Source organism: Campylobacter sp. P0103, assembly GCF_002139545.1.
Classification (GTDB): domain Bacteria; phylum Campylobacterota; class Campylobacteria; order Campylobacterales; family Campylobacteraceae; genus Campylobacter; species Campylobacter devanensis.
Genome location: NZ_MJKG01000001.1, coordinates 438,105 through 461,300 on the forward strand (window position 1 = coordinate 438,105; position 23,196 = coordinate 461,300).

At 35.3% G+C, this 23,196-nt stretch carries 22 protein-coding genes and 2 pseudogenes; 13 read left to right on the plus strand and 11 right to left on the minus strand.

What is annotated here, in order from left to right; all coding sequences use genetic code 11:
* Nucleotides 1–8 precede the first annotated feature (8 nt).
* The 11 genes from CIGNP103_RS02250 to CIGNP103_RS02300 form a co-directional block, all read right to left on the minus strand.
* The gene (locus CIGNP103_RS02250; protein ID WP_086252559.1) at nt 9–782 is read right to left on the minus strand and encodes a TIGR02757 family protein; all 774 of its coding nucleotides are present in this window, start codon (nt 780–782) and stop codon (nt 9–11) included.
* Entirely contained in the window at nt 782–2,638 is a 1,857-nt protein-coding gene (gene flgK / locus CIGNP103_RS02255; protein WP_086224078.1) for a flagellar hook-associated protein FlgK, read from the minus strand. Before flgK ends, CIGNP103_RS02250 begins: the two co-directional genes overlap by 1 nt.
* A 1-nt stretch (nt 2,639) precedes the next feature.
* Entirely contained in the window at nt 2,640–3,083 is a 444-nt protein-coding gene (gene flgN, locus CIGNP103_RS02260) for a flagellar export chaperone FlgN (RefSeq protein ID WP_086233937.1), read from the minus strand.
* 37 nt (nt 3,084–3,120) lie between these two features.
* Entirely contained in the window at nt 3,121–3,321 is a 201-nt protein-coding gene (locus CIGNP103_RS02265; protein ID WP_086226514.1) for a flagellar biosynthesis anti-sigma factor FlgM, read from the minus strand.
* A 60-nt stretch (nt 3,322–3,381) separates the two neighbouring features.
* Nucleotides 3,382–3,675, minus strand: a complete 294-nt coding sequence (locus tag CIGNP103_RS02270; RefSeq protein WP_179186957.1) for a rod-binding protein — start codon at nt 3,673–3,675, stop codon at nt 3,382–3,384.
* The gene (locus CIGNP103_RS02275; RefSeq protein ID WP_086224074.1) at nt 3,675–4,724 is read right to left on the minus strand and encodes a flagellar basal body P-ring protein FlgI; all 1,050 of its coding nucleotides are present in this window, start codon (nt 4,722–4,724) and stop codon (nt 3,675–3,677) included. Before CIGNP103_RS02275 ends, CIGNP103_RS02270 begins: the two co-directional genes overlap by 1 nt.
* A 196-nt stretch (nt 4,725–4,920) precedes the next feature.
* Entirely contained in the window at nt 4,921–6,039 is a 1,119-nt protein-coding gene (locus CIGNP103_RS02280; protein WP_086268513.1) for an ABC transporter substrate-binding protein, read from the minus strand.
* 51 nt (nt 6,040–6,090) lie between these two features.
* Entirely contained in the window at nt 6,091–6,306 is a 216-nt protein-coding gene (locus tag CIGNP103_RS08355; protein ID WP_086235869.1) for a major outer membrane protein, read from the minus strand.
* Between the two features lie 19 nt (nt 6,307–6,325).
* Nucleotides 6,326–6,898 carry a c-type cytochrome gene (locus CIGNP103_RS02290; protein WP_086224072.1) on the minus strand — a complete coding sequence of 191 codons (573 nt, stop codon included), beginning with the start codon at nt 6,896–6,898 and terminating at the stop codon, nt 6,326–6,328.
* Between the two features lie 211 nt (nt 6,899–7,109).
* Nucleotides 7,110–8,366 (minus strand): major outer membrane protein, encoded by a 1,257-nt coding sequence (locus CIGNP103_RS02295; RefSeq protein ID WP_086252558.1) that lies wholly within the window; start codon nt 8,364–8,366, stop codon nt 7,110–7,112.
* A 201-nt stretch (nt 8,367–8,567) separates the two neighbouring features.
* Nucleotides 8,568–9,491, minus strand: coding sequence for a hypothetical protein (locus tag CIGNP103_RS02300; protein ID WP_086234290.1), 924 nt, complete (start codon nt 9,489–9,491; stop codon nt 8,568–8,570).
* A gap of 242 nt (nt 9,492–9,733) precedes the next feature.
* Between CIGNP103_RS02300 and CIGNP103_RS02305 the strand changes: the two are divergent.
* The 13 genes and pseudogenes from CIGNP103_RS02305 to CIGNP103_RS02365 all read left to right on the plus strand — a co-directional run.
* Nucleotides 9,734–11,640 (plus strand): annotated as a pseudogene (locus CIGNP103_RS02305) (propionyl-CoA synthetase); the annotation flags it as partial.
* A complete protein-coding gene (prpB, locus tag CIGNP103_RS02310; protein ID WP_086227768.1) occupies nt 11,641–12,525 on the plus strand; it encodes a methylisocitrate lyase in 885 nt (294 codons plus the stop codon).
* Nucleotides 12,522–13,649, plus strand: coding sequence for a citrate/2-methylcitrate synthase (locus tag CIGNP103_RS02315; RefSeq protein WP_086226519.1), 1,128 nt, complete (start codon nt 12,522–12,524; stop codon nt 13,647–13,649). The genes prpB and CIGNP103_RS02315 overlap by 4 nt, the downstream gene beginning before the upstream one ends.
* 9 nt (nt 13,650–13,658) lie before the next feature.
* Nucleotides 13,659–15,113, plus strand: coding sequence for a 2-methylcitrate dehydratase (prpD, locus tag CIGNP103_RS02320; protein ID WP_086226520.1), 1,455 nt, complete (start codon nt 13,659–13,661; stop codon nt 15,111–15,113).
* 158 nt (nt 15,114–15,271) lie between these two features.
* Nucleotides 15,272–17,134 carry an RNA polymerase sigma factor RpoD gene (gene rpoD / locus CIGNP103_RS02325; protein WP_086229523.1) on the plus strand — a complete coding sequence of 621 codons (1,863 nt, stop codon included), beginning with the start codon at nt 15,272–15,274 and terminating at the stop codon, nt 17,132–17,134.
* 101 nt (nt 17,135–17,235) lie between these two features.
* Nucleotides 17,236–18,707, plus strand: a pseudogene (locus tag CIGNP103_RS08435) (amino acid adenylation domain-containing protein).
* Nucleotides 18,700–18,927, plus strand: coding sequence for a phosphopantetheine-binding protein (locus tag CIGNP103_RS02335; RefSeq protein WP_086224063.1), 228 nt, complete (start codon nt 18,700–18,702; stop codon nt 18,925–18,927). Before CIGNP103_RS08435 ends, CIGNP103_RS02335 begins: the two are co-directional and overlap by 8 nt.
* On the plus strand, nt 18,917–19,654 hold the full coding sequence (locus CIGNP103_RS02340) for a hypothetical protein (protein ID WP_086241116.1): 738 nt from the start codon (nt 18,917–18,919) through the stop codon (nt 19,652–19,654). The genes CIGNP103_RS02335 and CIGNP103_RS02340 overlap by 11 nt, the downstream gene beginning before the upstream one ends.
* Nucleotides 19,651–20,328: a CDP-alcohol phosphatidyltransferase family protein gene (locus CIGNP103_RS02345; RefSeq protein ID WP_086252555.1), complete on the plus strand. Its 678-nt coding sequence runs from the start codon at nt 19,651–19,653 to the stop codon at nt 20,326–20,328. The genes CIGNP103_RS02340 and CIGNP103_RS02345 overlap by 4 nt, the downstream gene beginning before the upstream one ends.
* 11 nt (nt 20,329–20,339) lie before the next feature.
* A complete protein-coding gene (locus tag CIGNP103_RS02350) occupies nt 20,340–21,128 on the plus strand; it encodes an SDR family NAD(P)-dependent oxidoreductase (protein WP_086252554.1) in 789 nt (262 codons plus the stop codon).
* Nucleotides 21,129–21,143: 15 nt separating this feature from the next.
* Nucleotides 21,144–22,109, plus strand: coding sequence for a ketoacyl-ACP synthase III (locus tag CIGNP103_RS02355; RefSeq protein WP_086240191.1), 966 nt, complete (start codon nt 21,144–21,146; stop codon nt 22,107–22,109).
* A gap of 10 nt (nt 22,110–22,119) precedes the next feature.
* Nucleotides 22,120–22,332, plus strand: a complete 213-nt coding sequence (locus tag CIGNP103_RS02360) for a hypothetical protein (protein WP_086232378.1) — start codon at nt 22,120–22,122, stop codon at nt 22,330–22,332.
* Nucleotides 22,325–22,858: a GNAT family N-acetyltransferase gene (locus tag CIGNP103_RS02365; RefSeq protein ID WP_086241113.1), complete on the plus strand. Its 534-nt coding sequence runs from the start codon at nt 22,325–22,327 to the stop codon at nt 22,856–22,858. Before CIGNP103_RS02360 ends, CIGNP103_RS02365 begins: the two co-directional genes overlap by 8 nt.
* The last annotated feature ends 338 nt before the right edge of the window (nt 22,859–23,196 follow it).

Consider the following 23,196-nt stretch of genomic DNA (forward strand, 5'->3'; position numbering starts at 1 on the left):
TATTAAATTTACCCTTTTATGCGTTCTAAAAATTTTTGTAAATTACCGCTTTGACCTATGCGATATAAAGCAAAATCATATTTAATTGGATCATTTGGATCAAATAGAGTTAAATTATCAGTAATCTGCTTAGCTGCTTTATAATCATAGCTTTTGCGGCTACATAGACCAATTGCTTGAGCTACTTTGTGAGTGTGTGTATCAAGCGGTAAGATTAAATTTGATTTACTAATATTTTTAAATAATCCAAGATCAATATCACTATCTCTTACCATCCATCTAAGCCACATATTATAGCGTTTATATGGGCTTTTAGGTTCAGTTTTAAACTCTTTACCAAAGAAAAACTCATACCCACTTGAGCGGTACTCATTAAGCCTATAAATTTCATTAATAAGCATATTTATACCATAAATAATAGCACTATCTTGAGAACCTTTTTGTATTATATTTTCTAAATCTAACTCCCTTTTAGCTTTTGCCATCGTTACAAAAATTTGCGCCACATCTAAGCTATTTTGAAATCTATAGATATATTTTTTCTCCAAAGTAATATCTAAAATATCCTTATCGCTTAAGCTTAAAATATTAAAATCCAATCCACTTAAAAACTTCACAATTGCTCTAGCATTACCATAAGCAAAAAGCGCACAAATAAGCGTTATTACTGGATCGGTTTTAAATTTAGTAGCGATTTGAAGTGGATCAGCAGCACTATAAAGGCCATTTGTAGTATTTGCCCTAGAGAGTTCATCATCTAGGGCGAGTTTTAGTCTATTCATTATTGTTTTGTAGATAGGAGCGTATTTAACATCTGATCGACTGTAGTTATAATCTTTGCTGCTGCGCCATAGCTACTTTGAAAACGAATTAAATTTGATAACTCTTCATCAATATTTACCCCGCTAATGCTTTGATGCTCGGCATATACACTAGCATATAGAGATTGATTAGTTGAGTTTAGTGCTATTACTGATTCAGTTCTACCAGCGATATCTGATGTTAAGTAACGATAATATCCGCTGATTGTTTCATTTTTTATACTGCCATCTTTATTGATAAAATCTACTTGTTTAGTTTGTAGCAATACCATCTCATTTGCCATAGTATTATCGCCATCTATTGGAGCTTTGCTACCTTGTATTTTAGAACTATCAGCTCTTAGACTTTGTTCAACTTGCATATTTGATGCTTTAGTTCCTTCAAAAAACTGACTCATACCAAAAACACCAGCAAAATTTGTCCCATTATCTTCAATTGAGATTGTATATTCGCCCTCAGCACCTTTTGGAATAAAGCCTAGTTTTCCCATTCCTATTTTTGGGTCAAATGTATAAATTGCCTCAAAATAATCATCTAAATCATCATTTGTATTATTATTGCCATTACCATCGACATTTGAATTAAACTGCGAAACGATTGATGTTCCTTGTGTTGTATCATTCATAGTAGTTGATGCATCGATATTTATAGATTTTCTAGCGACCTCTTTCCCTGAAGCATTATAGACAACTACATCAAAGCTCCCACTTTGTATATATGAGCTATAGTTTTGTAGCGTCATATCCTTATCCATATCTTTTAAATCTATACTATGCATCTTATCTTGAGCTGATAACGCATAGATATTGTTAGTATGAACAATCATAGTTTGAGCAAATGTATCAAGGTTATTTCTAAAATCAGTAATAGTTCCATCCATAAATTCACCATGCTCATCTACATTTCTACCACGCAAATCAAGCATAGCACCTAGTTTGCCATTAGTGATTTTATTACTCATTTCTACTCTAGTTTCATCATTTAACTCATAGTATATAGTAGCAAATCCATCTTTAGAAGCCTGCGTATCTAGCTTTAATGGGTGAAAATTTACCCCTTCAACAAGCGTTATACCATCAATTGCTAGAGTATAATCTTTGCCTTGGTCAGTCATTGCACCACCATATCTACTATCAGACATAATATCATTTTTAAATGTTGAGATATTAACTAAATTTGCCATTGTAGATTCTAGCTGGTCTCTTTTATCTCTTAGATCATTAGCATTAACTGAGCCACTTTTACCCTCAACTGATTGAATTTGCCTATTTATATCTGCTATTTGCTGACCTAAGCGATTTATCTCCTCTACTGCTATTACGATATCATCATTTATACTTTTATGTATAGTCTGTAGCTGAAGCGCAGTATCATTTACTCTATGAGTTAGCGTATTTGTAATATTTAACAAATTTTCTTTTTGACTAGATTCATATGAGTGGGAAGCAAAATTATTCCACGCTTGATAGTAGTTTTGGATATCATTTAGCAACCCTGTATCTTGCAAATCTGGAAATCTTTGAGTAATCTCTTTTAAAATATCCTCTTTATAAGATGTACACTCTTTATTTGATGATGCAGTTTTTAGTTTAGTAAAGGTAAATTCATCATGAATCCTTACAATCGTATCAACTCTAGTTCCAAGCCCAATATCGCCAGGAGTTGCATGAAGCGGATTAGCAGCTGATTGGACCACCCTTTGGCGAGTATAGTAATCACTATTTACATTGGTGATATTTTGCCCTGTTACTTGAATTTGAATTTGAGCTGCATTTAGACCGCTCACGCCTGTGTATAAAGAATCAAAAATTCCCATATCAAATCCTTAATTTTAGTAGTTTTTCAGCATCTGCTAGGCTAGATTTTGTCCCATCTCCATATGAGCTTGGATTTTGTGCGCCTAGCATTGTCTTTAGTAGTGAGTCATAGAATTCTTTGACCACAACTACTGATTTAGCATACTCTTTATTAAATTTTTGGAGAGTTTCTAATGAGTCTCTTAATTGAGCTAATCTATCTTTTATCTCATCAGATAATATACTAGCTAAATCTGTGCCAACATTAGCTTGAGCTAGTTTGACTAATTCATTATCAAGCTGAGATTTAGTTTTTTCAAATTTTCGGACTAATTCGGTTTTTTTCTTGCTGTGGTCATCTACATGTGAGTGGTCAGCTTTTTGAATATTTTCTATATCTTGCTTAGTGATTGCTATTAATTCACCAAGCTCCGATATAGCCTCGTCTAGATAGTGTTTTACCATATTTTGCTCCTTTGATTACTCAAAGAAGCAGTTAAATTTAGATCAAAGAATCTGCGATTTTTTTAGAAAGGGCGTCTATATCTACTTTATACTCGCCTTTTTGTATCATCGCAGTTAGCTCTTTTATCTTAGAGTTACCACTACTTTGAGTTTGTGTTAATTGTTCGTTTTTTTTCTCTTCGTTTTTTGGTGTTACAATGCTATTATAGATAGCACCTGCTTTTATAGAACCTATCATTATAAATCCTTTTTAGCTAATTATTTTATTTAAGCTAAATCGGAAAAATTCAACTTTTATTTAGGCTCTCTCTTTTAAAAAATTATATAACAACTCAGAAAATCCAAATCCACCACTTAGCGCCTTACTCATTGCATCATTATACATAGAGTTATAAATCTTATCGCCTGGATCTTCTGGAAATAGCGGATTTTCATTTTTTAATGCAATATCTAAAACCTCCTTAACCAAAAATGCCTCAAAAGCATCAGTTTGCTCTCTAAGCGCTACATCATCAACAGGTTTTGTATTGCCTATATTTTGCGTACTTGCAGCATTATACGCACTAAGTGCTGCGCTAGTATCTACTCTCATCATATCACCTCCACGCCAGCTTGGATCGCTCCAGCTCGTTTTAAATTCTCAATAATTGCTATAATCTCTTTTGGTGTTGCACCTAGCTTATTTAAAGCCCTTGTGATATTAGCTACTGTGACATTTCCTTGATTCATTTTAATTGTGTTTGTATTAGTATTAATCGCTACATTACCGATATCTACATCACCAGCAGCAGGTGCAGCCGGATCAAATCCGCTTCCATCAATCTGAATTGTAATAGCGCCATGAGAGATTATAACAGGCTCAACCTTGATATTTATGCCGCTTATTACCGTACCTGTACGCTCATCGATTATAATCTTATCTTCAGCCTTATAGTTCATATCAGTCTCTAGCACACTAGCTAAAAACTCCACCATACTAATACCAGATGGCTTAGTTAAAGTAATGGTTCTAGGATCAAGCGCCATTGCCGAACCAGCACCAAATTTAGATATGATAGTATTTTGCATATCTATTGCAGTTTGAAAGCTTGAGTTTTTTAGACTTAAATTTGCATTTGGTTTATTATAGATATCATATACTACCTCTTTTTCAACCAAAGCACCATCCATTATAGTTGCAACCGTTGGATGATTTCCGCCTTTTGCAGTTGAGCCACCAAGCGTTAAAGCGCCTTGAGCTAGAGCGTAAATATCACCATCAACACCCTTAAGTGCTGTAAGCAAAAGCGTTCCGCCAATTAAATTTTTAGCATCACCAATGGAACTAACTGTAACATCTAGATTATCACCTTGACGAGCAAAAGGAGGAAGCTTTGCTGTAACCATAACAGCAGCTGTATTTTTAGATTTGATATCATTTGGATCGACTTTGACATTGACCGTTTGAAGCATATTTGATAGCGATTGAATGGTAAATTCGCTACTACTACCATCGCCTGTGCCATTTAAACCAACAACCAATCCATAACCGATTAGTTGGTTATCACGAACACCTACAACACTAGCTAACTCTTTAATCATAGCAGCCTGTGCGCTAAGTGCCATAAATAATGCTAGAAGCAATATTTTAATCGCTTTCATACAAGTCCTTTATTTGTAAATTCAAATAATTTCTTGTATGTAAAGCAATTTTTATTCCAAATTTAATAAGGTTGATTATCTTATATAAAAATTTATTTTAATGTTCTTTTAGCGTGGCAACAAAGTCGCCACTAAAGAACCAAACACTAAAGCCCCACTGGCGTGGGGTACCCCTGTTATGTAAAAGTTCAAAGTATTACTTAGGATTTACAGTATCTTTATACATCGCTTTACCGCCAGCAATCTCTTTGATTACTATTGAGCGTTCTGCGTTGCCTTTTTTATCTATATTGATTATACCTGATACGCCTTCAAAGTTTTTGCTATTTTTGATCTCTTTATTTACGCACTCTCTATCAGCCCCATCAGCACATCTATTCATCGCATCTATCATTAAATAGTATGAGTCAGCACCAAGTGCTGTAAATCCAGGGACATTGTTATCTCCATTTTCTTTTGCATATGCTTCTACAAAGGCTTTTGATTTAGCTGTTGGTGGGTTTGAGCTATCAAATGCATCTGTATATAGATATCCATTTGATGCATCACTAGCAAGCTCGATAAATGTGTCATTTGATACACCATCACCACTAGCAAATTGCGATTTTACCCCTATTTGTCTAGCTTGGCGTACTAGCAGTGCAGCTTCTGGATGATAAAATGGCATATACACTAGATCAGGATTTAAGCTATTTATTTGTGATACTATCGCTTTAAAATCCTTATCACCACTACTAATTTTTAACTCTTTTAGTAGCTTGCCACCTTGTTTTTCAAACTCTTTTTTAAAGGCTCCTGCTAGACCGATTGAATATGATGTAGATTGATCTACTACTAACACAGCTGTTTTCATATTTTGACTTACTGCCCATGAAGCAAAACTAGTCCCTTGGAATGAATCCATAAATGTAACTCTAGCACCGTATTTAGCACGATCTAGTAGCTTATCAGCTGTGGCGGCTGGAGCTATCATAGGCACCTTTTTTTCATCTGCGATTTGTAATACTTGTTGAGTGTTACCAGTAACCATTGCACCGATTAGACCGCTTACTTTATCTTCGCTTACTAATCTTGTAGTAGCTGTAGCTGTCTCTACTTTATCGCCTTTATTATCTACTAATACTAGAGTGATAGTATCTCCATTTTTTAGTGTTGGTTCTAGCTTGTTAGCTAATTTAATACCAGCCCATGCTGTTTGACCATATGCTGCTACAGCACCAGTAATAGGTAAAACTACACCGATTTTAATCTCTTTAGCAGCAGCTGAGCTAATAGCCACCGCAGCAGCCAAAGCAATTAATGAAAGCTTTTTCATTTGTATCCTTTATATATTTTACTACAAAATTTCGATTTATGAAGCAAGATTTTATCTAAATTTGACTTTAATAGATTTGAATTTATGATTAGGTTTATCTATATCTTCAAAAGATGCTAGTTTTGCATTTTGACTATCAAATCTATATCTTGCATAACCCGATACATCTACATTTTTAATAGCTTCTTCAAGTGATGTAGCGTTTGCTACGCTTGTTAAAGCACCTGCAGCTACAATAGCAGCTAAGCTTAGTTTAACTAATTTTATTTTATTACCTTTGTGTTATTTACTCTAAATAGCTACCTTGAGTAGTTGGGGTAGTTTTGATATCATCATTTTCATCCTCATCTACGGCAAAGGCATTATCACCTTTTAAATATGCTATTATATGGCCTAAATCTTTTAGACTCATCCTAATTGCAATAGGTCTCATTATATACTTTAATCTACCGCCATACTGAGCATCACCTCTATATCCAGCCATTGAGTCAGCTATATCATCTCCGCTCATATCGCTTAATCTTTCTGAAACTGACATAGCCCTTTTAGTGCCTTTTTCGCCGTGGCAGGATTTGCAGTTTTTCTCATATAGCTCTTTACCTTTATCGCTGTTATAATTAGCATTTTTATTTATACCGATATTTATAAATCTATCATCTTCATCATCATCAAATTTAGATGATTGCTTATTGCTATTTTCATATACTTTTACGCTTAGATTATTATCTTTGGCGTGTTTTTCTACTAGGGCTTTTAACTCCTTGCCAAACTCTCCATCAGCTTCTATTATATAGCTATCATTTGCAGCTATTAGGTTTGAGGCTATTAGTAATGGTATCGCCCATTTTGTTATTTTCATTTTTTTCCTTTTGTTTTAATATGCTATTATCAATTTACTATTACTACAATTATAAGACATTGCAAAATTTTAATTAGCAACTATAAGGTATGATTTTATCTAAATTTGACTTTAAGAAATTTGAATTTGTGATTGAACTTAATGGATAAAAAGTATAAAAAAGGGGAGCCTAGCTATATAGGCTCCCCAAGAGATTTAAACCCTAATTATATTAGAAGTTATATCTAGCTTCAAATCTTAGGTGTTTAGCATCAGCTTCATTGTTGTCTCTATCAATGTATGAATACCAAGTTTTGAAGTTAAGTTTTTTGCTGTATTTATAATCTACTCTAGCTACTGCTTCGTATGCATCTACATAATTACCTCTTTCCTCAGCTCTAGAACCTACATAGTCAGCACCTACTCTTACTTTATCAGCAAATGTATAGCCAGCAGTTACGAAGTAGATACTTTGATCAGCACCGATCAATGTATAGTCTAGTAGATCCTCACCAGCTGTGATGAAGGCACCTTGGTCTTCAAGTGAGATTAGAGAAGCACCACTGCCTTGAGTATTGATATTTACATATCCTACGCTACCATCAAAGCCAAATGCTTTAGCACCAGCTTTAACAGCTAAGAATTGAGCATCATCTAGTTCTACTACAGCGCCTGGTGTCAATGATGGTGTCAAACCTGGTACAGCTTGTGAAGTTCTAACATTATTACTCCATACGCTTGAGCCAGCATATTGAGCTTGTAGGCTTAGGTCAGCGCCACCTAGGTTAGCTCCTAGTGTTACATCAAGAGCGTATAGTTGAGCTACGCTATCTAGAGCTGCATACCATGCTTGGAAGCTTACTGGATCATATGAGCCGATAGCAGCTACACCATATAGGTTTCTATCATATACATGCTCATTAGAGCCATTTGAACCGATAAATAAATTTCTTGTACCCATATCACCATCATTGCCTTGTAGGTTATCAAATGCTATAGCAGCTAGAGTCAGACCGCTGATATCGCTATTAAGAACTTTGATACCAGTACCTATCATATCATCAGTGAAGAATGTACCTAGGACTTGGCGACCAGCTTGGACAGTTGTGTTGCCCGCTGTATATCCTAGGTAGAATTGGCGAACATTGAATGTTTGACCATATTCACCAAAACCATTATCATTAACACCTACATTGGTTTGAGCGCCAGCTCTCTCACCAGACACATCAACGCTATCATATCTAAATCCGATAACACCAAAGAAGTTATCATCTAGTGCAGCTTTGAAATCTATATCAGATGTAAATCTGTGAGCGTTTGCAGTATTTTGTCCTGCAACAGTTGTAGTGTTTCTGCTATCAAATCTATATCTTGCATAACCTGATACATCTACATTTTTAATAGCTTCTTCAAGTGATGCAGCACTCGCTACGCTTGTTAAAGCACCTGCAGCTACGATTGCAGCTAAGCTTAGTTTAAATAATTTCATTTTATCTCCTTATTAAAATATTGGATTGAGAATTGTAATGATTTTTTACTTAATGTTTACTGAATTTTTGCCAAATTATTACCGACTATTTACCAAATTTTACTCTTTTATAGCGATTTAAGCAGTAAGTAGGCTGATTATAAAATATGGGTGTTAGCATATCCCCATAACGCAATTATACTATATATAATCTACTAATTTTTAAACTTTTCTACTAATTGCCTTTTTAAAAATCGCTCCATAAGGGCTAAATTTATCTATCTTATCGCAGGTTTGTTCTAAACTCTCATCATCTTTTAAAGAATTTAAAATCAACTCCATAATCATAACTGCATCTTTTGGATCGATATGAGTGGGGCATTTTTTAGCGTGTGTGTAGTGAGTGTGTATTTTAGTAACAAGATCGCTATTTTTAATCTCAACAATTGCAGTCTCAAGAGGAAGCTTTAAAAACATTCGTTTTTCTTTAGGATTTACCGATAGATAAAACATATCAAGACCATAAATTTTCTTATCATATGAATCAAAAAAATATATAGATTTATTAAGATTGTCACGAAAAGTAACAATCATCAACTCTAGAATTTGAATTTTCTGCTCTTTTGTATAGAAATTTCCAATATTTGCAAAGCAAAATTCCAACAAAGACTTAATACTATACCACTCAGCCGCTCCAAAACTATATGCACGCATCTTTAGGCCACGCTTTTTGCGATATTGTGCAGCTTCATCGCTATCAAAATCTTTATAAACACTACTAGTTACAAAATCTCTATATGCTGGATTTGGAAATGTAGGGTGTAAAATCAGCGAACCTTCATTTTCATTTTCATAAATATACTTTAGTAAATTCTCATAACCATCATCAATAAGGCGTAAATCTCCATCATCAATCCCATCAATATAGCGATAAAATTCGCTCTCATCGCACTCCCAAATATCTTTACTATAACGAAAATGGCTACAAATAAGCGACTTTACCTCATCGCTTGGGGATTTTTTATCGCTATTTTCTATCCATGAGAGTAAAGTTCGGCGATCTTTCCCTAAAATTGTTGCAAATTTACTCATTGATAGCTTAGATTTTTCAAATATTATTATAAATCTCTCCATCGCATTTAGCATTTTAACCTCCACATTTATTAAATGTTACTAATCGTAACACACTAAAAAATTTAATCAAATTTTACGCAAATTTTATCTCAAAATTCTTGCTAAATTATGCAACATTTTAACTAAATTTTGTATAAATTTTGTGCAATTTTCAAATTTTATGAGCATAAATTTACAAATTGTAACAAAATTTAACATTTTAATTTATTTTTTAAACCCTTATAATTGCACTAACAAAACAAGAAAGGATTACTATGAGTTCTAGCCCTTATCAAGAGTCTTATGATCTCTCCATTAATGAGCCAGAAAATTTCTGGGCATTAGCTGCTCAAAAAGTTCATTGGTATAATGAATGGGATAAAGTTTTAGATGATAGTGGGGATCACTATAAATGGTTTGTTGGCGGGTGTATGAATACATGCTATAACGCCCTAGATTTGCATATACACAATAACAGAGGGGATCAACTCGCTTTGATATATGACTCCCCTGTTACTGATACTAAGAAGAAATATACATATAGACAACTTCGAGATAGAGTCGCTAAAGTCGCTGGAATCTTGACAAATAAAGGCGTTGTCAAAGGCGATAGAGTTGTGATATATATGCCGATGATGGCTGAAGCTGTAATAGCGATGCTAGCGTGTGCGAGAATTGGTGCTATCCATAGCGTGGTATTTGGTGGGTTTGCTGCTCATGAGCTTGCTACTAGAATCGAAGATGCTAAGCCTAGAGTTGTGATAAGTGCTAGCTGCGGTATCGAAGTAAGCAACATAATACCATATAAACCAATCTTGGATGAAGCCATCAAGCAGTCATCGCATAAGCCTACAACTTGTCTAATTTGGCAAAGACCACAATATAGAGCAAATATGCTCCCATGGCGTGATATCGATTGGGAGAGCGAAGAAGAGAAAACCAAAGGCGTGGATTGTGTGCCGGTGCTAGCTACTGATCCGCTATATATTTTATACACTTCAGGCACCACAGGCTCACCAAAAGGAGTTATAAGATCAAATGGCGGTCATAGCGTAGCTATGAAGTGGTCAATGGATAATATCTATAATGCCAAACCTGGCGATGTATTCTTCGCTGCTAGTGATGTGGGCTGGGTTGTTGGCCACTCATATATAGTTTATGGACCACTTATGAATGGTTGTACCACTATAGTATATGAGGGCAAACCAGTTCGCACGCCTAATCCGGCTGCGTTTTGGCGAATTGTAGATGAGTATAAGGTAAATGTATTGTTCTCAGCCCCTACTGCATTTCGTGCTATTAGGCGAGAAGATTCTAAGGGCGAACTTATTAAAAAATATAATTTAGATAGCCTTAAAGCAATCTTCGTAGCCGGTGAGAGATGTGATAGTGATACACTAAAGTGGATAATGAAAGTTACTAAAAAAATAGTAGTAGATAACTGGTGGCAAACCGAAACCGGCTGGGCTATTGTCGCTAATCCATTAGGATTAGAAGAGATGCCTATAAAGCCAGGTAGCCCTACAAAGCCAATGCCCGGATTTAATCTAAAAGTCCTTGATGAAAATGGCAAAGAGTTAGGAGCTGGTAAAAAAGGAGCCTTATGCCTTAAATTACCACTTCCGCCGGCTTGTTTAATGGGAATTTGGGAAAATGATGAGAGATATAGAAAAGGATATTTAGATCACTTCAAAGGTTACTATCTCACAGGCGATACAGGCTATATAGATAAAGATGGTTATGTATATGTCTTAGGTAGGATGGATGGGATCATCAATGTAGCAGGTCATAGGCTATCTACTGGCGAGATGGAAGAGATCATATCTAAGCATCCTGATATCGCAGAGTGCGCCGTAATTGGTGTAAATGATGATTTAAAGGGTGAAGTTCCTATGGGATTTATAGTTTTAAAACAAGGAATTGAAAGAGATCATAGAGGAATAGTAGATGGAGCCATAGCTCTAATTCGCCAAGAGATCGGTGCGGTTGCTAGTTTTAAATTAGCTTGCGTGGTTAATGCCTTGCCAAAAACTAGAAGTGGCAAGATTTTGCGCAAAAACTTAAAAGAGTTAGCAGATGGCGTTGAATGTAAAATTCCAGCAACAATAGAAGATCCTAGCGTCTTAGATCATTGTAAAGAGGTGATTGCGACATTAGGTTACCCAATAATAAAGGAGAAAAAATGAGTATAAAAAGTCCAGGAAAAAGCTTTAGAGAAGCTGTAAATTCAAATAACCCACTTGCGGTATTAGGTGTTATAAATGCTTATAGCGCCCTTCAAGCTACAAAGCTTGGAGCAAAAGCTATATATCTATCAGGTAGCGGCGTAGCTAGTGCTAGCTATGGTCTGCCTGATCTTGGGATTGTAGGCCTTGAAGATGTCTTAATCGATGTAAGACGCATAACTTCAAGAGTAGATACTCCGCTTTTGGTGGATGTTGATACTGGATTTGGTGGTGCTTTTAATATAGCTAGGACAATAAAAGAGCTTATAAAAGCCGAAGCGGCCGCTTGCCATATAGAAGATCAAGTAGCTCAAAAGCGTTGTGGCCACAGACCAAATAAAGAGCTTGTAAGTATATCTGAAATGACAGATAGATTAAAAGCTGCCCTAGATGCTAGAACTGATGAAAATTTCGTAATCATGGCTAGAACAGACGCACACGCTATGGAGGGTCAGCAAAAAGCCTTAGAGAGAGCCTTAGCATATGAAGCTACTGGGGCCGATATGATATTTGCTGAGGCTGTCCATACCTTAGAAGAGTATAAAGAATATACAAAGGCTCTTAAAGTGCCTGTTTTAGCCAATATAACTGAATTTGGCAAAACTCCATATTTTACCCAAAGTGAGTTAGCAAGTGTAGGTATAAAACTGGTGCTATATCCACTTTCAGCTAATAGAGCGATGAATAAAGCCGCCGTTGAAGTCTTTAATAGCATTATCAAAAACGGCCATCAAAAAGATGTCTTAGATATCATGCAAACTCGTGAAGAGCTATATCAAATGTTAGATTATTATGAATTTGAAAATAAATTAGACCAACTATTTGCAAAGGATAAAAAATGAGTATCAGCGAAGCATCAAAAAAACAAGGCGGATTAGCTGGAGTTATAGCCGGTGAGAGTGCGATATGTACTTGCGGGACTGGCAATGGGTTGAATTATTATGGTTATGCTATTGAGGATTTAGCAGAGCATTGTGAATTTGAAGAGGTTGCATATTTATTACAATATGCTAAACTTCCAAACGCAAATGAGCTAAAAGATTATAAGAGCAAAATTATAGCATCTCGCCCTCTTAGCGTTGAACTTAAAGCTATGCTAAAGCTCATACCAAAAGGCGTTCATCCGATGAATGTATGCCAAAGTGCGGTTGCTTTGCTTGGGACTTTAGAGGCTGAAAAAGATGATTTTAGCGATCAAGATGATAAGATTATCCGCCTTCTTGGAGTTCTTCCTAGCGTTATTTGCTTTTGGCATAACTATATAAATGGCGGTAAAGAGATAGATTTTGAGAGTAAAGAAGATACAATAGCTGGATATTTCTTAGAAAAATTACACCAAAAAACGCCACCGGCTGAATTTGTAAAAGCTATGCATTGCTCACTAATTTTATATGCTGAGCATGAATTTAACGCATCTACATTTACAGCTAGGATTTGTGCCTCTACAAAAAGCGATATTTTTTCGGCCGTTGCTGGTGCTATAGGTGCTCTTCGTGGGCCACTTCATGGTGGGGCTAATGAGGCGGCATTTGGGCTAATTTCTAGCTTTGATAATGTAGAAGATGCTATAAATGGAGTAAATCAAAAACTAGCTAATAAAGAGCTATTAATGGGATTTGGGCATAGGGTTTATGGAGTTGGCGGTGATCCTAGAAACGCCGTTATCAAAAAATGGTCAAAAGCCCTAAGCAATAATCACAAGCTATTTGCTATTAGTGAAGCCATTGAGGGTGTAATGAAAGAAAAACGCCCTAGTTTGCCGCCAAATGCGGATTTTTATAGTGCGTCAGCATATCACTTTATGGGGATACCAACTGAGTATTTCACCCCTATATTTATAATGAGTAGAGTAAGTGGCTGGTGCGCTCACATAAAAGAACAAAGAGCTAATAACAAGCTCATTCGCCCAAGTAGCAACTACATAGGGCCTGAGCCAATGAAATTTATACAAATACACCAAAGATAAGGAGAGAAAATGAGTAATATGGGAATATTAGAGGCTAAACGCCCTGAATTTGATGAGTTGCTAAGTAAAATCGCAAAATATGCTGATAGCTTTGAGATTACTAGTGAGTTAGCGTATGAAACAGCTAAATATACTATGATTGATGCCTTAGGATGCGGGATTTTGGCCCTTAAATATCCAGCTTGCGCTAAACTGCTTGGCCCAAGTGTTGAAGGGGCGGAATTTCGCCCATTAGGTAGCAAAATTCCAGGCACTTCATATCAACTTGAGCCGATTCGTGCGGCCTTTAATGTAGGAGCTATGGTAAGATGGCTAGACTATAATGATACTTGGCTAGCGGCTGAATGGGGACATCCAAGCGATAATCTAGGTGCTATTTGGGCGGTGGCTGATTATGTAAGTCGCAAAAATTTATCTCAAGGCAAAGCCCCATTAAAGGTCAAAAGCGTCTTAGAAGCTATGATAAAAGCACACGAAATTCAAGGTATCTTAGCACTTGAAAACTGCTTTAATAAAGTTGGACTAGATCATGTTTTATTAGTTCGTATCGCCTCTACTGCGGTTGCGGCTAAGCTTTTAGGATGTAACTATGATGAAATTCGCAATGCAGTATCAAATGCCTTCATAGATGGTGGAGCCTTAAGAACCTATCGCCACGCACCAAATACAGGTAGTCGCAAGAGCTGGGCTGCTGGCGATGCATCTAGTCGTGGGGTGGATCTAGCATTAAAAGCCAAAACAGGTGAAATGGGCTATCCATCAGCTTTGAGTGCGAAATTCTGGGGCTTTGAAGATGTCAAAATGAGAGGCCAAAAGCTAGTAATTCCACAAGAATTTGGCTCGTATGTAATGGAGAATGTGTTATTTAAAATTAGCTTCCCAGCTGAATTCCATGCTCAAACAGCAGTTGAGTGTGCTATGGCACTTCATAATGAGGTCAAAGACCGCCTAGATGAGATAGAAAAAATAGTAATCACCACTCAAGAATCAGGCCATAGAATCATAAATAAAACCGGCGAATTAGCCAATCCAGCCGATCGTGACCATTGTATCCAATATATGGTGGCTGTGCCTTTGATATTTGGCAGATTAGTGGCTGATGATTATGAAGATAGCGTAGCCAAAGATCCACGCATCGATGCCCTAAGAGATAAAATGGTAGTAGAAGTAGATCCAAGATACACAAAAGAGTATCTAGATAGCGATAAAAGAAGTATCGCAAACGCTGTAGAAATCTACTACAAAGATGGCACAAAATCCAAAAAAGTAGAAGTAGAATACCCTATCGGCCACAAAAGAAGAAGAGATGAGGGAATTCCACTATTAAAAGCTAAATTTAAAGCCAATCTAGCTACAAGATTTAGCCCAAAAACTTGCCAAATAATAGAAGATTTAGTAAATAATCAAAAGCTTTTAGAGAGCTATAATTTCAATGAATTTAGCGATCTATTTTGGCTAGGATAATCTAAAGGCCTAGGAGCAATCCTAGGCTAAATTTAAGCCAAATTCGCAAAATCCACTCTATAATCTTATTTATATTTTATTTTATTAATTTCAAATTTATTTAATCAATTTTTGGGTATAATCCTTAATTTTATTTTGCCTATACAAAGGATATTTTGATGAGTGCAGCCAAAGAGATGTTTGCGCAAATTGAAGAGCTATTTCGTGAAAATGCAAAAAGCTATGTAACATTTGAGCAGTTAGTAAGACTATTTGACAAAGCCCCAACCGCAGGACTGATCAAAAAGATAGAATCCCTAGCTGAATTACACAAAATTCAGCTTATAAGCGCTGTAGAAGCTGCTAAGCAAAAGACCATTCAAGAAGCAAAAAAATCCGCTATAACCGACCCGCAAAAAGCTAGCGAAGCTAATTTAGAGGATGAATTTGACCTAAGTAGCGAGAGCGATCTACTTGAGTGGAGTCGCTCAGATAGCCCTGTTCGTATGTATCTGCGTGAGATGGGACAGATCCCACTTCTTAGCAAAGAAGAGGAAATTGAAATTAGTAAAAAAATCGAACTAGGCGAAGATATTATCATTGATGCATTTTGCTCTGTGCCATATCTAATTGATTTTATATTAGATTATAAAGAGCCATTAATCAATAGAGAGCGCCGAGTTAAAGAGCTATTTAGAAGCTTTGATGAGGAAGAAACTGATGAAGAAAATGACGATGATATCGAAGAGGATTACATAGAAGATGATGAGTCAAATGAGACACAAAAACAGCCTAAAAAGCTTGATAAAAGAGCTGAAAAGGTAATAGAAAGTTTCAAAGCATTAGAAAAAGCTAAAAAAGATTGGCTAAAAATCGCTTCAAAACAAAATATCTCTATAGAAAACGAAGTTGATCTAAGTGCAAAACTAAATTTAACATTCAAAAAAAAGGTCTTAAAAGATAAATTAATGGATTTAGGTCCAACTAGCAAATTAATCAATGAGATTGTAAAATCTATTGAAACTGCTTTAAAAAGTGATACTGACTTTGATAAAGAGCTTAAAAGGCTTGAGTATAGACTTCCGATGTTTAGCGCTGAATTAAGAAAAAATCACCAACAAATCTTAAAAGATATCACCAAACTAAGCAAAGAAGATATAATAACTAGAGTCCCAGAAGCCACAATGGTATCTACATATATGGAGATTAAAAAGCTATTTCAAACCAAAGAAGCGAGCAAAACCGGCTTTAACCTAGATCCAAAAGATTTAAAAAATATCTTAAATCAGATCAAAAAAGGCAAAAATATCAGCGATGATGCTAAAGCCAAAATGGCAAAATCAAATTTACGCCTAGTTGTCAGCATAGCCAAAAAATATACTAATCGTGGGTTGCCGTTTTTAGACCTTATCCAAGAGGGTAATATAGGCCTTATGAAAGCTGTGGATAAATTTGAGTATAAAAAGGGATTTAAATTCTCCACATACGCCACATGGTGGATAAGACAAGCTATCAGCAGAGCTATCGCTGATCAAGCTAGGACTATTAGAATTCCAATCCATATGATTGAAACTATTAACCGAATTAATAAGATAAATAGAAAATATGTCCAAGAAGAAGGCAAAGAACCAGATGTTTCAATTATTGCTAAAGAGGTTGGCCTAAGTGTAGATAAGGTTAAGCAAGTTATCAAAATCACCAAAGAGCCAATAAGCCTAGAAGCTCCAATAGGTAGCGAAGATGATGGTAAATATGGTGACTTTGTAGAGGATAGAAGCGCATTAAGCCCGATGGAAGCAATATTAAAAGCTGATTTAAAAGAGCAAATTGATGAAGTTTTAGACCAGTTAAATGATAGAGAAAAAGCTGTAATTAGAATGAGATTTGGTCTATTAGATGATGAGAGCGATAGAACTCTTGAAGAGATTGGCAAGGAATTAAATGTAACTAGAGAGCGTGTCAGACAGATTGAAAGCTCAGCAATCAAAAAGCTAAAACACCCAAAAGTTGGTCGCAAACTAAAAAACTATATTGAGGGGTAAATTTGCAAGGGTTATGTGCTTTGAAATTTAAATCACTATGCCAAAAAATTAAATTTAAAGGCTCTACCCCCCCCCTATTTTCTGAATTTTAAGGGGAAAATATGCTAAACTCAGCTCACAAAATACTAAGCCAAAGCGCTAAGGCCATGCCGCAAAAACTAGCATTTATCACCCCTAGTGACTCTATAACTTATATTAGCCTAGATGAGAAAAGTAGCGCCCTAGCTACACAAATTTTAAATTTAAATATCAATAAATCACCAATTTTAATAATCCTACCAAAGGGAATTGAGGCTATTATTAGCTTTTTTGGAGTGTTAAAAAGTGGTAATTTTTATACTATAATAGATGAAAATATGCCACTTGAGAGAATTGATAAAATAATTCGCACACTCTGCCCTGCTTTGCTTATTACTAGCAAGGATTTAGCGCTAAATTTGGATTTATTAACCATTTTTATTGATGACTTACCAGGTTTTAAACCTGATCAAACCATTCTAAATAGTGTTAAAATTATTGATACAGATTTAGCCTATACGCTATTTACTAGCGGAAGCACTGGCGAGCCAAAGGGCGTTAGTATCAGCCATAAAAGCCTAATAGATTTTACCATTGCTTGTGTGAATGATTTAGCAATCGATGATAGTCATGTAATCGCCAATCAAGCGCCATTTTATTTTGATTTAAGCGTTTTTGATATCTATGTTAATACCTTTGTTGGTGCTACTACTCATATTTTACCAAGCTCTATTTTTGCTTTTCCGCTTAAAGTAGTTGAGTATCTAATCACAAATAGCGTTACTACCATTCTTTGGGTGCCAAGTGTGTTAGTATATTTTGCTAATTCTAATGCCCTAAATGGAGCAAATTTATCCCTTAAAATGATAATATCTTGTGGCGAGATGATGCCTACAAAACAGCTAAATTACTGGATAAAATCCATTAAAAATGCTAAATTTATAATATGTATGGCCCTACTGAAACAACTCTAGCAAGCTCATACTATATGGTTAATAGAGAGCTTAGAGATGATGAAATTTTACCAATTGGCAAGGCTTTTAGTAATACTGAACTTTTAGTCTTTGATGAAGATATGAAACTTATTACTAAACCAAATATAAAAGGTGAACTATACATTAGAGGTTCAGGGCTAAGCTATGGCTACTATAACGACCCAGTTAAGACAGCTAAGGCTTTTATCCAAAATCCTTTACAAAGTAGCTACGCTGAGCCAATCTATAAAACTGGCGATATCGTAGCATATGATGAACATGGTGATTTGATATATTATGGTAGACAAGATTCGCAAATTAAACTTAACGGCTTTAGAATTGAACTTGGCGAGATTGAGACAGTACTTGGAACACATCCTGATATTTATAGAGTTGCGTGCATTTTTAAAGATTATCAAATCATTGCATTTTATGAGAGTGCTAATGTGATTACAAATTTAAAAGAATTTTTAAAATCAAAACTCCAAGAGTATATGATTCCACGCAAATTTATCTATAAAAATAAATTCAAACTAAATCAAAATGGAAAAATTGACAAGGAAGCGCTAAAAAATGAGTGAAGCTAAAATTTTATTAAATGAGATTGGTAGAGATGATATTAATGATGATAGCTCAAATTTATTAGATTGTGGGCTAATTGATAGCATTGATATTATATCCTTAGTTGCTGCTATGGCGGCACGATATGGGAAGGATTTAGATGCAAAGTTTTTAAGTGCAGAGAATTTCCAAAGTATCGCTGCATTAGATAAGATGATAAAAGAGGCATATGGAGTATAAAATGGATTATGAAAAAGAGTATATTTACGCCCCAAAGTGCTATGAGAGTTGCGCTGGGTATTGCTGTGCTGGGTTTACTAATCCAAATTTTAAGCTAATTCGCTCAAATTTCATCGCTTTACCACTTTTTGATATAGAGTATAAGGAGTATCTAAAAGCAGGTGCTATAAATGGCATGGAAATAGCCAAAAAGAGTGAAAAATTTAAATTAAAAGGCGGACAAACAATAATCCTACACTGGCTTCACTGCGATAAAAAGGGGCTTTGTAATCCTCACGCCAATCGTCCATTAGTTTGCAAGTTATATCCGATCTTACCTAAAGTTAGCCCAAATGGTGAGATTTTAGGATTTTTTAATGGTACGATTTTTGATCTATTCTTTAGTGATAAATCTCATCCTTGTACTCTTATAAGAGAAAATAGACAAGAAACTCAAGATATGCTAAAAGCCAATTTAAAAGATCTTTTAAAAGATCCAAATTATATATTTATATTTATGGTAGCAAATATCGCAGTAGAGCATTTGCAAAACTATATAAAAGCTAAATTTGGCACATATATCATTGATGATATAGCACCTAATAAGTTATCTGAGTTTTGGAATGAAGTAGAGATGGCAATGATGCTTAGACGTGCGTGGAATACGCATGAATTTGCCTTTGATATAGAAAAAACATATAAAAGCGTAGCCCAAATTTGGGGTGAGTTTTTACCAATTGAACCATGAATTTAGATGAAAAACTAAAAAAATCTGAGCGCCTAGAGAGTCGTCCGACTTACTATATAACTGAGTATATTTGGCGAGTTTTGATAATCCAAAGATTTATCTTGCCTACACTCTTGCATACGGCTATTACGCCAAATTTAATTACAATCTTTGGTATGGCTTGCACTTTGCTAAGCTTTGCTTTGCTTTATAATGGATATAATGTTCTTAGTGGGATTTTTTATATTATTTATAGCTTAGCTGATCATACAGATGGAATGCTTGCTAGGCTTAGGGGACAAAGTAGCACTTTGGGTCATTATATGGACTATGCTAGTGATTATATAGCGTGGTTTGGTTTAATAGTTTTGGCTGGATATTTATATGATATTAATGTTTTTTTAGTGAGCTTTATATGTGTTATTTTACTTTTTCATCAGCAATTTTGTAAGCATTTTATCCATCCTCGTCTAAAAAAGCTTAAAAATATCCACCGATTTGGGTTAAAAAAGTGGCTTTTAGAGCGTGGGTTTTTACTTGGGATTGATGCGAGTTTATTAGCGTGGATTTTAGCCTTTGGGATATTTAGTGGTGAGTTTGAAATTTGCTTTTATATCCTTGGGATGATATATATTTCAGATATCATTTATAGACTTTTTGAGTTAAATTTGAATTTAAAAATACAAAAAAATTAGGGGGGGGGTAGATGGACTTTAAAGACAAAACCTATATCATAACTGGTGCCACATCAGGTATAGGTAGATGTATAGCTCGTACTCTAGCTAAAAAGGGCGCTAGACTCTTATTGCTTGGTAGGGATATTAAAAGATTAAATTCACTCAAAAATGAACTAAGCTTAATAAGTCAAACCAGTCATAGTGTAGCAGTCTTTGACTCTAATAATTTAGATAGTATTGAGAGCGCTGTGGCTGAATTTGCTAGCAAATTTAAACTAAATGGCTTTATTCATAGTGCTGGAGCTCTCAATCCAATGCTACTGCGTGATCTAAATTTAGCCAAAATGCATGAGTTAATAAATATAAATCTATTAACATTTTTCGCGCTTGCAAAATCTGCACTAAAGCATGGTAGATACGCCAAGAGCGACACTAGTATAGTAGCTATTAGCTCTATGGCTGCATTTGGTGCTGAGCCTGGTCTAAGCGTATATAGCGCTAGTAAGGCTGCGCTAAATTCAGCTGTACGAAGTCTAGCTAAAGAGTATTCTAAAAAAGGAGTTCGCATAAATGCTGTAGCGCCATTATTTGTCAATACACCGATGTATGAGAGCTTTACTAGCGAATTTATATCTCAAGAAACTCAAAATGAACGATTAAAAGAGATAATGCCACTTGGGTTGATTGAGCCTAAAGAGGTGGCTGATTCGGTTTTGTTTTTGCTTAGTTCTAAAGCTAGTAGAATTACTGGAGAGTGTCTTAAAATCAGCTCAGGGGGGGGGGATTTAGGCTTTGGTAATTCTAAATTTGAGTGTTAAAAAGGAAAGCAATATATGAAAATTGCATACTATCTACCAAATGAGCGTGTAGATAATGAATATTTTGCAACCTTAGCTAATAGCGATGAGTGGAGCTGCGAACAAATTTATAAAAAATCTGGTATCTTAAGCCGCCAAAAATCTGCTAATGATGAGCTAACTAGCGACCTAGCTGCTAAAGCTGCTTTGAATTTAAGTAAAGAGTATGATATAGACCTTAGCGATATAGATACGCTATTGCTTTGCACTCAATCTCCTGAGTATCTACAGCCAGCAACTGTCTATCTGCTTCATCATAAGCTAAATTTACCTAAAACAACAAACGCTATGGAGATAAATATAGCGTGTAGTGGCTACATTCATGGTCTATTAGTGGCTAAATCATTAATACTATCTAATAGCGCTAAAAAAGTACTACTATGTACAGCTGATATGTGTTTTAAAATGTTTGAGCATAGCGATATGGCTCAAAGGATACTCTTTGGTGATGGAGCTAGTGCTACGATAATTGATGAGAGTAACGCTCATAAAATTGCTCAGGTGATTAGCGGTACAGATGGGAGTGGATTTTTTAGTATGTATAAACACCATGGAGGTTATGCTAGTCCATTTAATGGACAAGATCCAAAAGATATAGCCCTAACAATGAATGGCCCTGAGGTTTTTTTATTCACTATTAGAGAGGTACCAAATTTAGTTAGGCAAACTCTAAAAGCCAATAATCTAAATTTAGATGATATAGACTATTTTGTCTTTCATCAAGCAAATTTATTAATTTTAGAAGCCATTACTAAATCGCTTAAACTTGAGCGCTCAAAGGTAATTTTTGATATAGAAAATATAGGTAACACATCATCATCAAGTGTGCCAATTGCCCTAAAAAGAGCCATAGAAAATGGCACTATAAAACCAGGTTTTAAGGTATTAATAGCTGGTTTTGGCATTGGGCTTGCATGGAGTGCTACAGTAATAGAGATCTAAAAGGATAAAAATGGATACAAAAATAGCAAAATTTAAAGATGTAATAGAATGTGATGAGACTCTAACACCGCAAACCCCGCTAGACTCCATAGCCGAGTGGGACTCAATGGGTAAGATTAGTACAATTGTAATGTTGGCTGATGATTATGGTTATACACTTACATTTGATGAGTTAAAAAAACTAAGTATTGTTGGTGATATTTTGGATTTGATGAATGAGTGAATTTAATAGATATGGCATCAAAATCGAAAAATTAAAGTTAAAAGATATTGAAATTCTTAGAAAGTGGCGAAATAATCCTAAAATCTCTAGCTTAATGCTTAGTCAAAATGGAGAATACATCACAAAAGAGCAGCAACTAAAGTGGTATGACTCTATCAAAGATAAAACCGATGCGCTCTACTATATGGTCTTTGTGGATGAAATTGCCGTGGGATATTTTTGCTTTCAACAAATAGCTAATAAATGCGCAGTACCTGGAGAAATTTTAGTTATACCATCACAAATGGATCAAGCTAGAATCACATTTGGAGCATATTGCGCAGTTTATGATATGGCATTTGAGATACTAGGACTTGAGCAGCTTAAAGCTTACTCAAAACTAGAAAACAAACGGGCCATCCGTATGGCAAGATTGCTAAATTTCCAAACCACTCACACAGATAATCAATGCATATATTTTGAGCTTGACAAAGATGATTACTACCAAATGCGAGATAGCCTGATAGCTAAACTTGGCTTATCATGATTGGGAATGGCGTGGTGATTAATCTTATAATTTTTGCGCTTTTAAATGCTATATATTTTGATTAAAAATCTTATGGCAATCATCCATATATCCAAAAATATAAAAAGACGAAGTTTTGTATAAAGCCATAGGGGGTTGTATTTCCCCACTTTCGTGGGGCAAGGCTAATAAGCCTTGACAACAATTATACAAAGTAGTATAATTACCATAAATACATTAAGCATTTATTCTACTCTCCTTTCTATGGAGACAGAATTTGCCGTAGGGGAGCCAACCCTATGGCATATCCCCATAACAAAATTATATCATTATAAACTTCTAATTTATCTTAAATTTAG

Bases quoted from the DNA above. Each gene is read 5' to 3' on its own strand.
- CIGNP103_RS02250 (WP_086252559.1), bottom strand. From the start codon at position 782: ATGAATAGACTAAAACTCGCCCTAGATGATGAACTCTCTAGGGCAAAT.
- flgK (WP_086224078.1), bottom strand. From the start codon at position 2,638: ATGGGAATTTTTGATTCTTTATACACAGGCGTGAGCGGTCTAAATGCA.
- flgN (WP_086233937.1), bottom strand. From the start codon at position 3,083: ATGGTAAAACACTATCTAGACGAGGCTATATCGGAGCTTGGTGAATTA.
- CIGNP103_RS02265 (WP_086226514.1), bottom strand. From the start codon at position 3,321: ATGATAGGTTCTATAAAAGCAGGTGCTATCTATAATAGCATTGTAACA.
- CIGNP103_RS02270 (WP_179186957.1), bottom strand. From the start codon at position 3,675: ATGAGAGTAGATACTAGCGCAGCACTTAGTGCGTATAATGCTGCAAGT.
- CIGNP103_RS02275 (WP_086224074.1), bottom strand. From the start codon at position 4,724: ATGAAAGCGATTAAAATATTGCTTCTAGCATTATTTATGGCACTTAGC.
- CIGNP103_RS02280 (WP_086268513.1), bottom strand. From the start codon at position 6,039: ATGAAAAAGCTTTCATTAATTGCTTTGGCTGCTGCGGTGGCTATTAGC.
- CIGNP103_RS02290 (WP_086224072.1), bottom strand. From the start codon at position 6,898: ATGAAAATAACAAAATGGGCGATACCATTACTAATAGCCTCAAACCTA.
- CIGNP103_RS02295 (WP_086252558.1), bottom strand. From the start codon at position 8,366: ATGAAATTATTTAAACTAAGCTTAGCTGCAATCGTAGCTGCAGGTGCT.
- CIGNP103_RS02300 (WP_086234290.1), bottom strand. From the start codon at position 9,491: ATGCTAAATGCGATGGAGAGATTTATAATAATATTTGAAAAATCTAAG.
- prpB (WP_086227768.1), top strand. From the start codon at position 11,641: ATGAGTATAAAAAGTCCAGGAAAAAGCTTTAGAGAAGCTGTAAATTCA.
- CIGNP103_RS02315 (WP_086226519.1), top strand. From the start codon at position 12,522: ATGAGTATCAGCGAAGCATCAAAAAAACAAGGCGGATTAGCTGGAGTT.
- prpD (WP_086226520.1), top strand. From the start codon at position 13,659: ATGAGTAATATGGGAATATTAGAGGCTAAACGCCCTGAATTTGATGAG.
- rpoD (WP_086229523.1), top strand. From the start codon at position 15,272: ATGAGTGCAGCCAAAGAGATGTTTGCGCAAATTGAAGAGCTATTTCGT.
- CIGNP103_RS02335 (WP_086224063.1), top strand. From the start codon at position 18,700: ATGAGTGAAGCTAAAATTTTATTAAATGAGATTGGTAGAGATGATATT.
- CIGNP103_RS02340 (WP_086241116.1), top strand. From the start codon at position 18,917: ATGGAGTATAAAATGGATTATGAAAAAGAGTATATTTACGCCCCAAAG.
- CIGNP103_RS02345 (WP_086252555.1), top strand. From the start codon at position 19,651: ATGAATTTAGATGAAAAACTAAAAAAATCTGAGCGCCTAGAGAGTCGT.
- CIGNP103_RS02350 (WP_086252554.1), top strand. From the start codon at position 20,340: ATGGACTTTAAAGACAAAACCTATATCATAACTGGTGCCACATCAGGT.
- CIGNP103_RS02355 (WP_086240191.1), top strand. From the start codon at position 21,144: ATGAAAATTGCATACTATCTACCAAATGAGCGTGTAGATAATGAATAT.
- CIGNP103_RS02360 (WP_086232378.1), top strand. From the start codon at position 22,120: ATGGATACAAAAATAGCAAAATTTAAAGATGTAATAGAATGTGATGAG.
- CIGNP103_RS02365 (WP_086241113.1), top strand. From the start codon at position 22,325: ATGAGTGAATTTAATAGATATGGCATCAAAATCGAAAAATTAAAGTTA.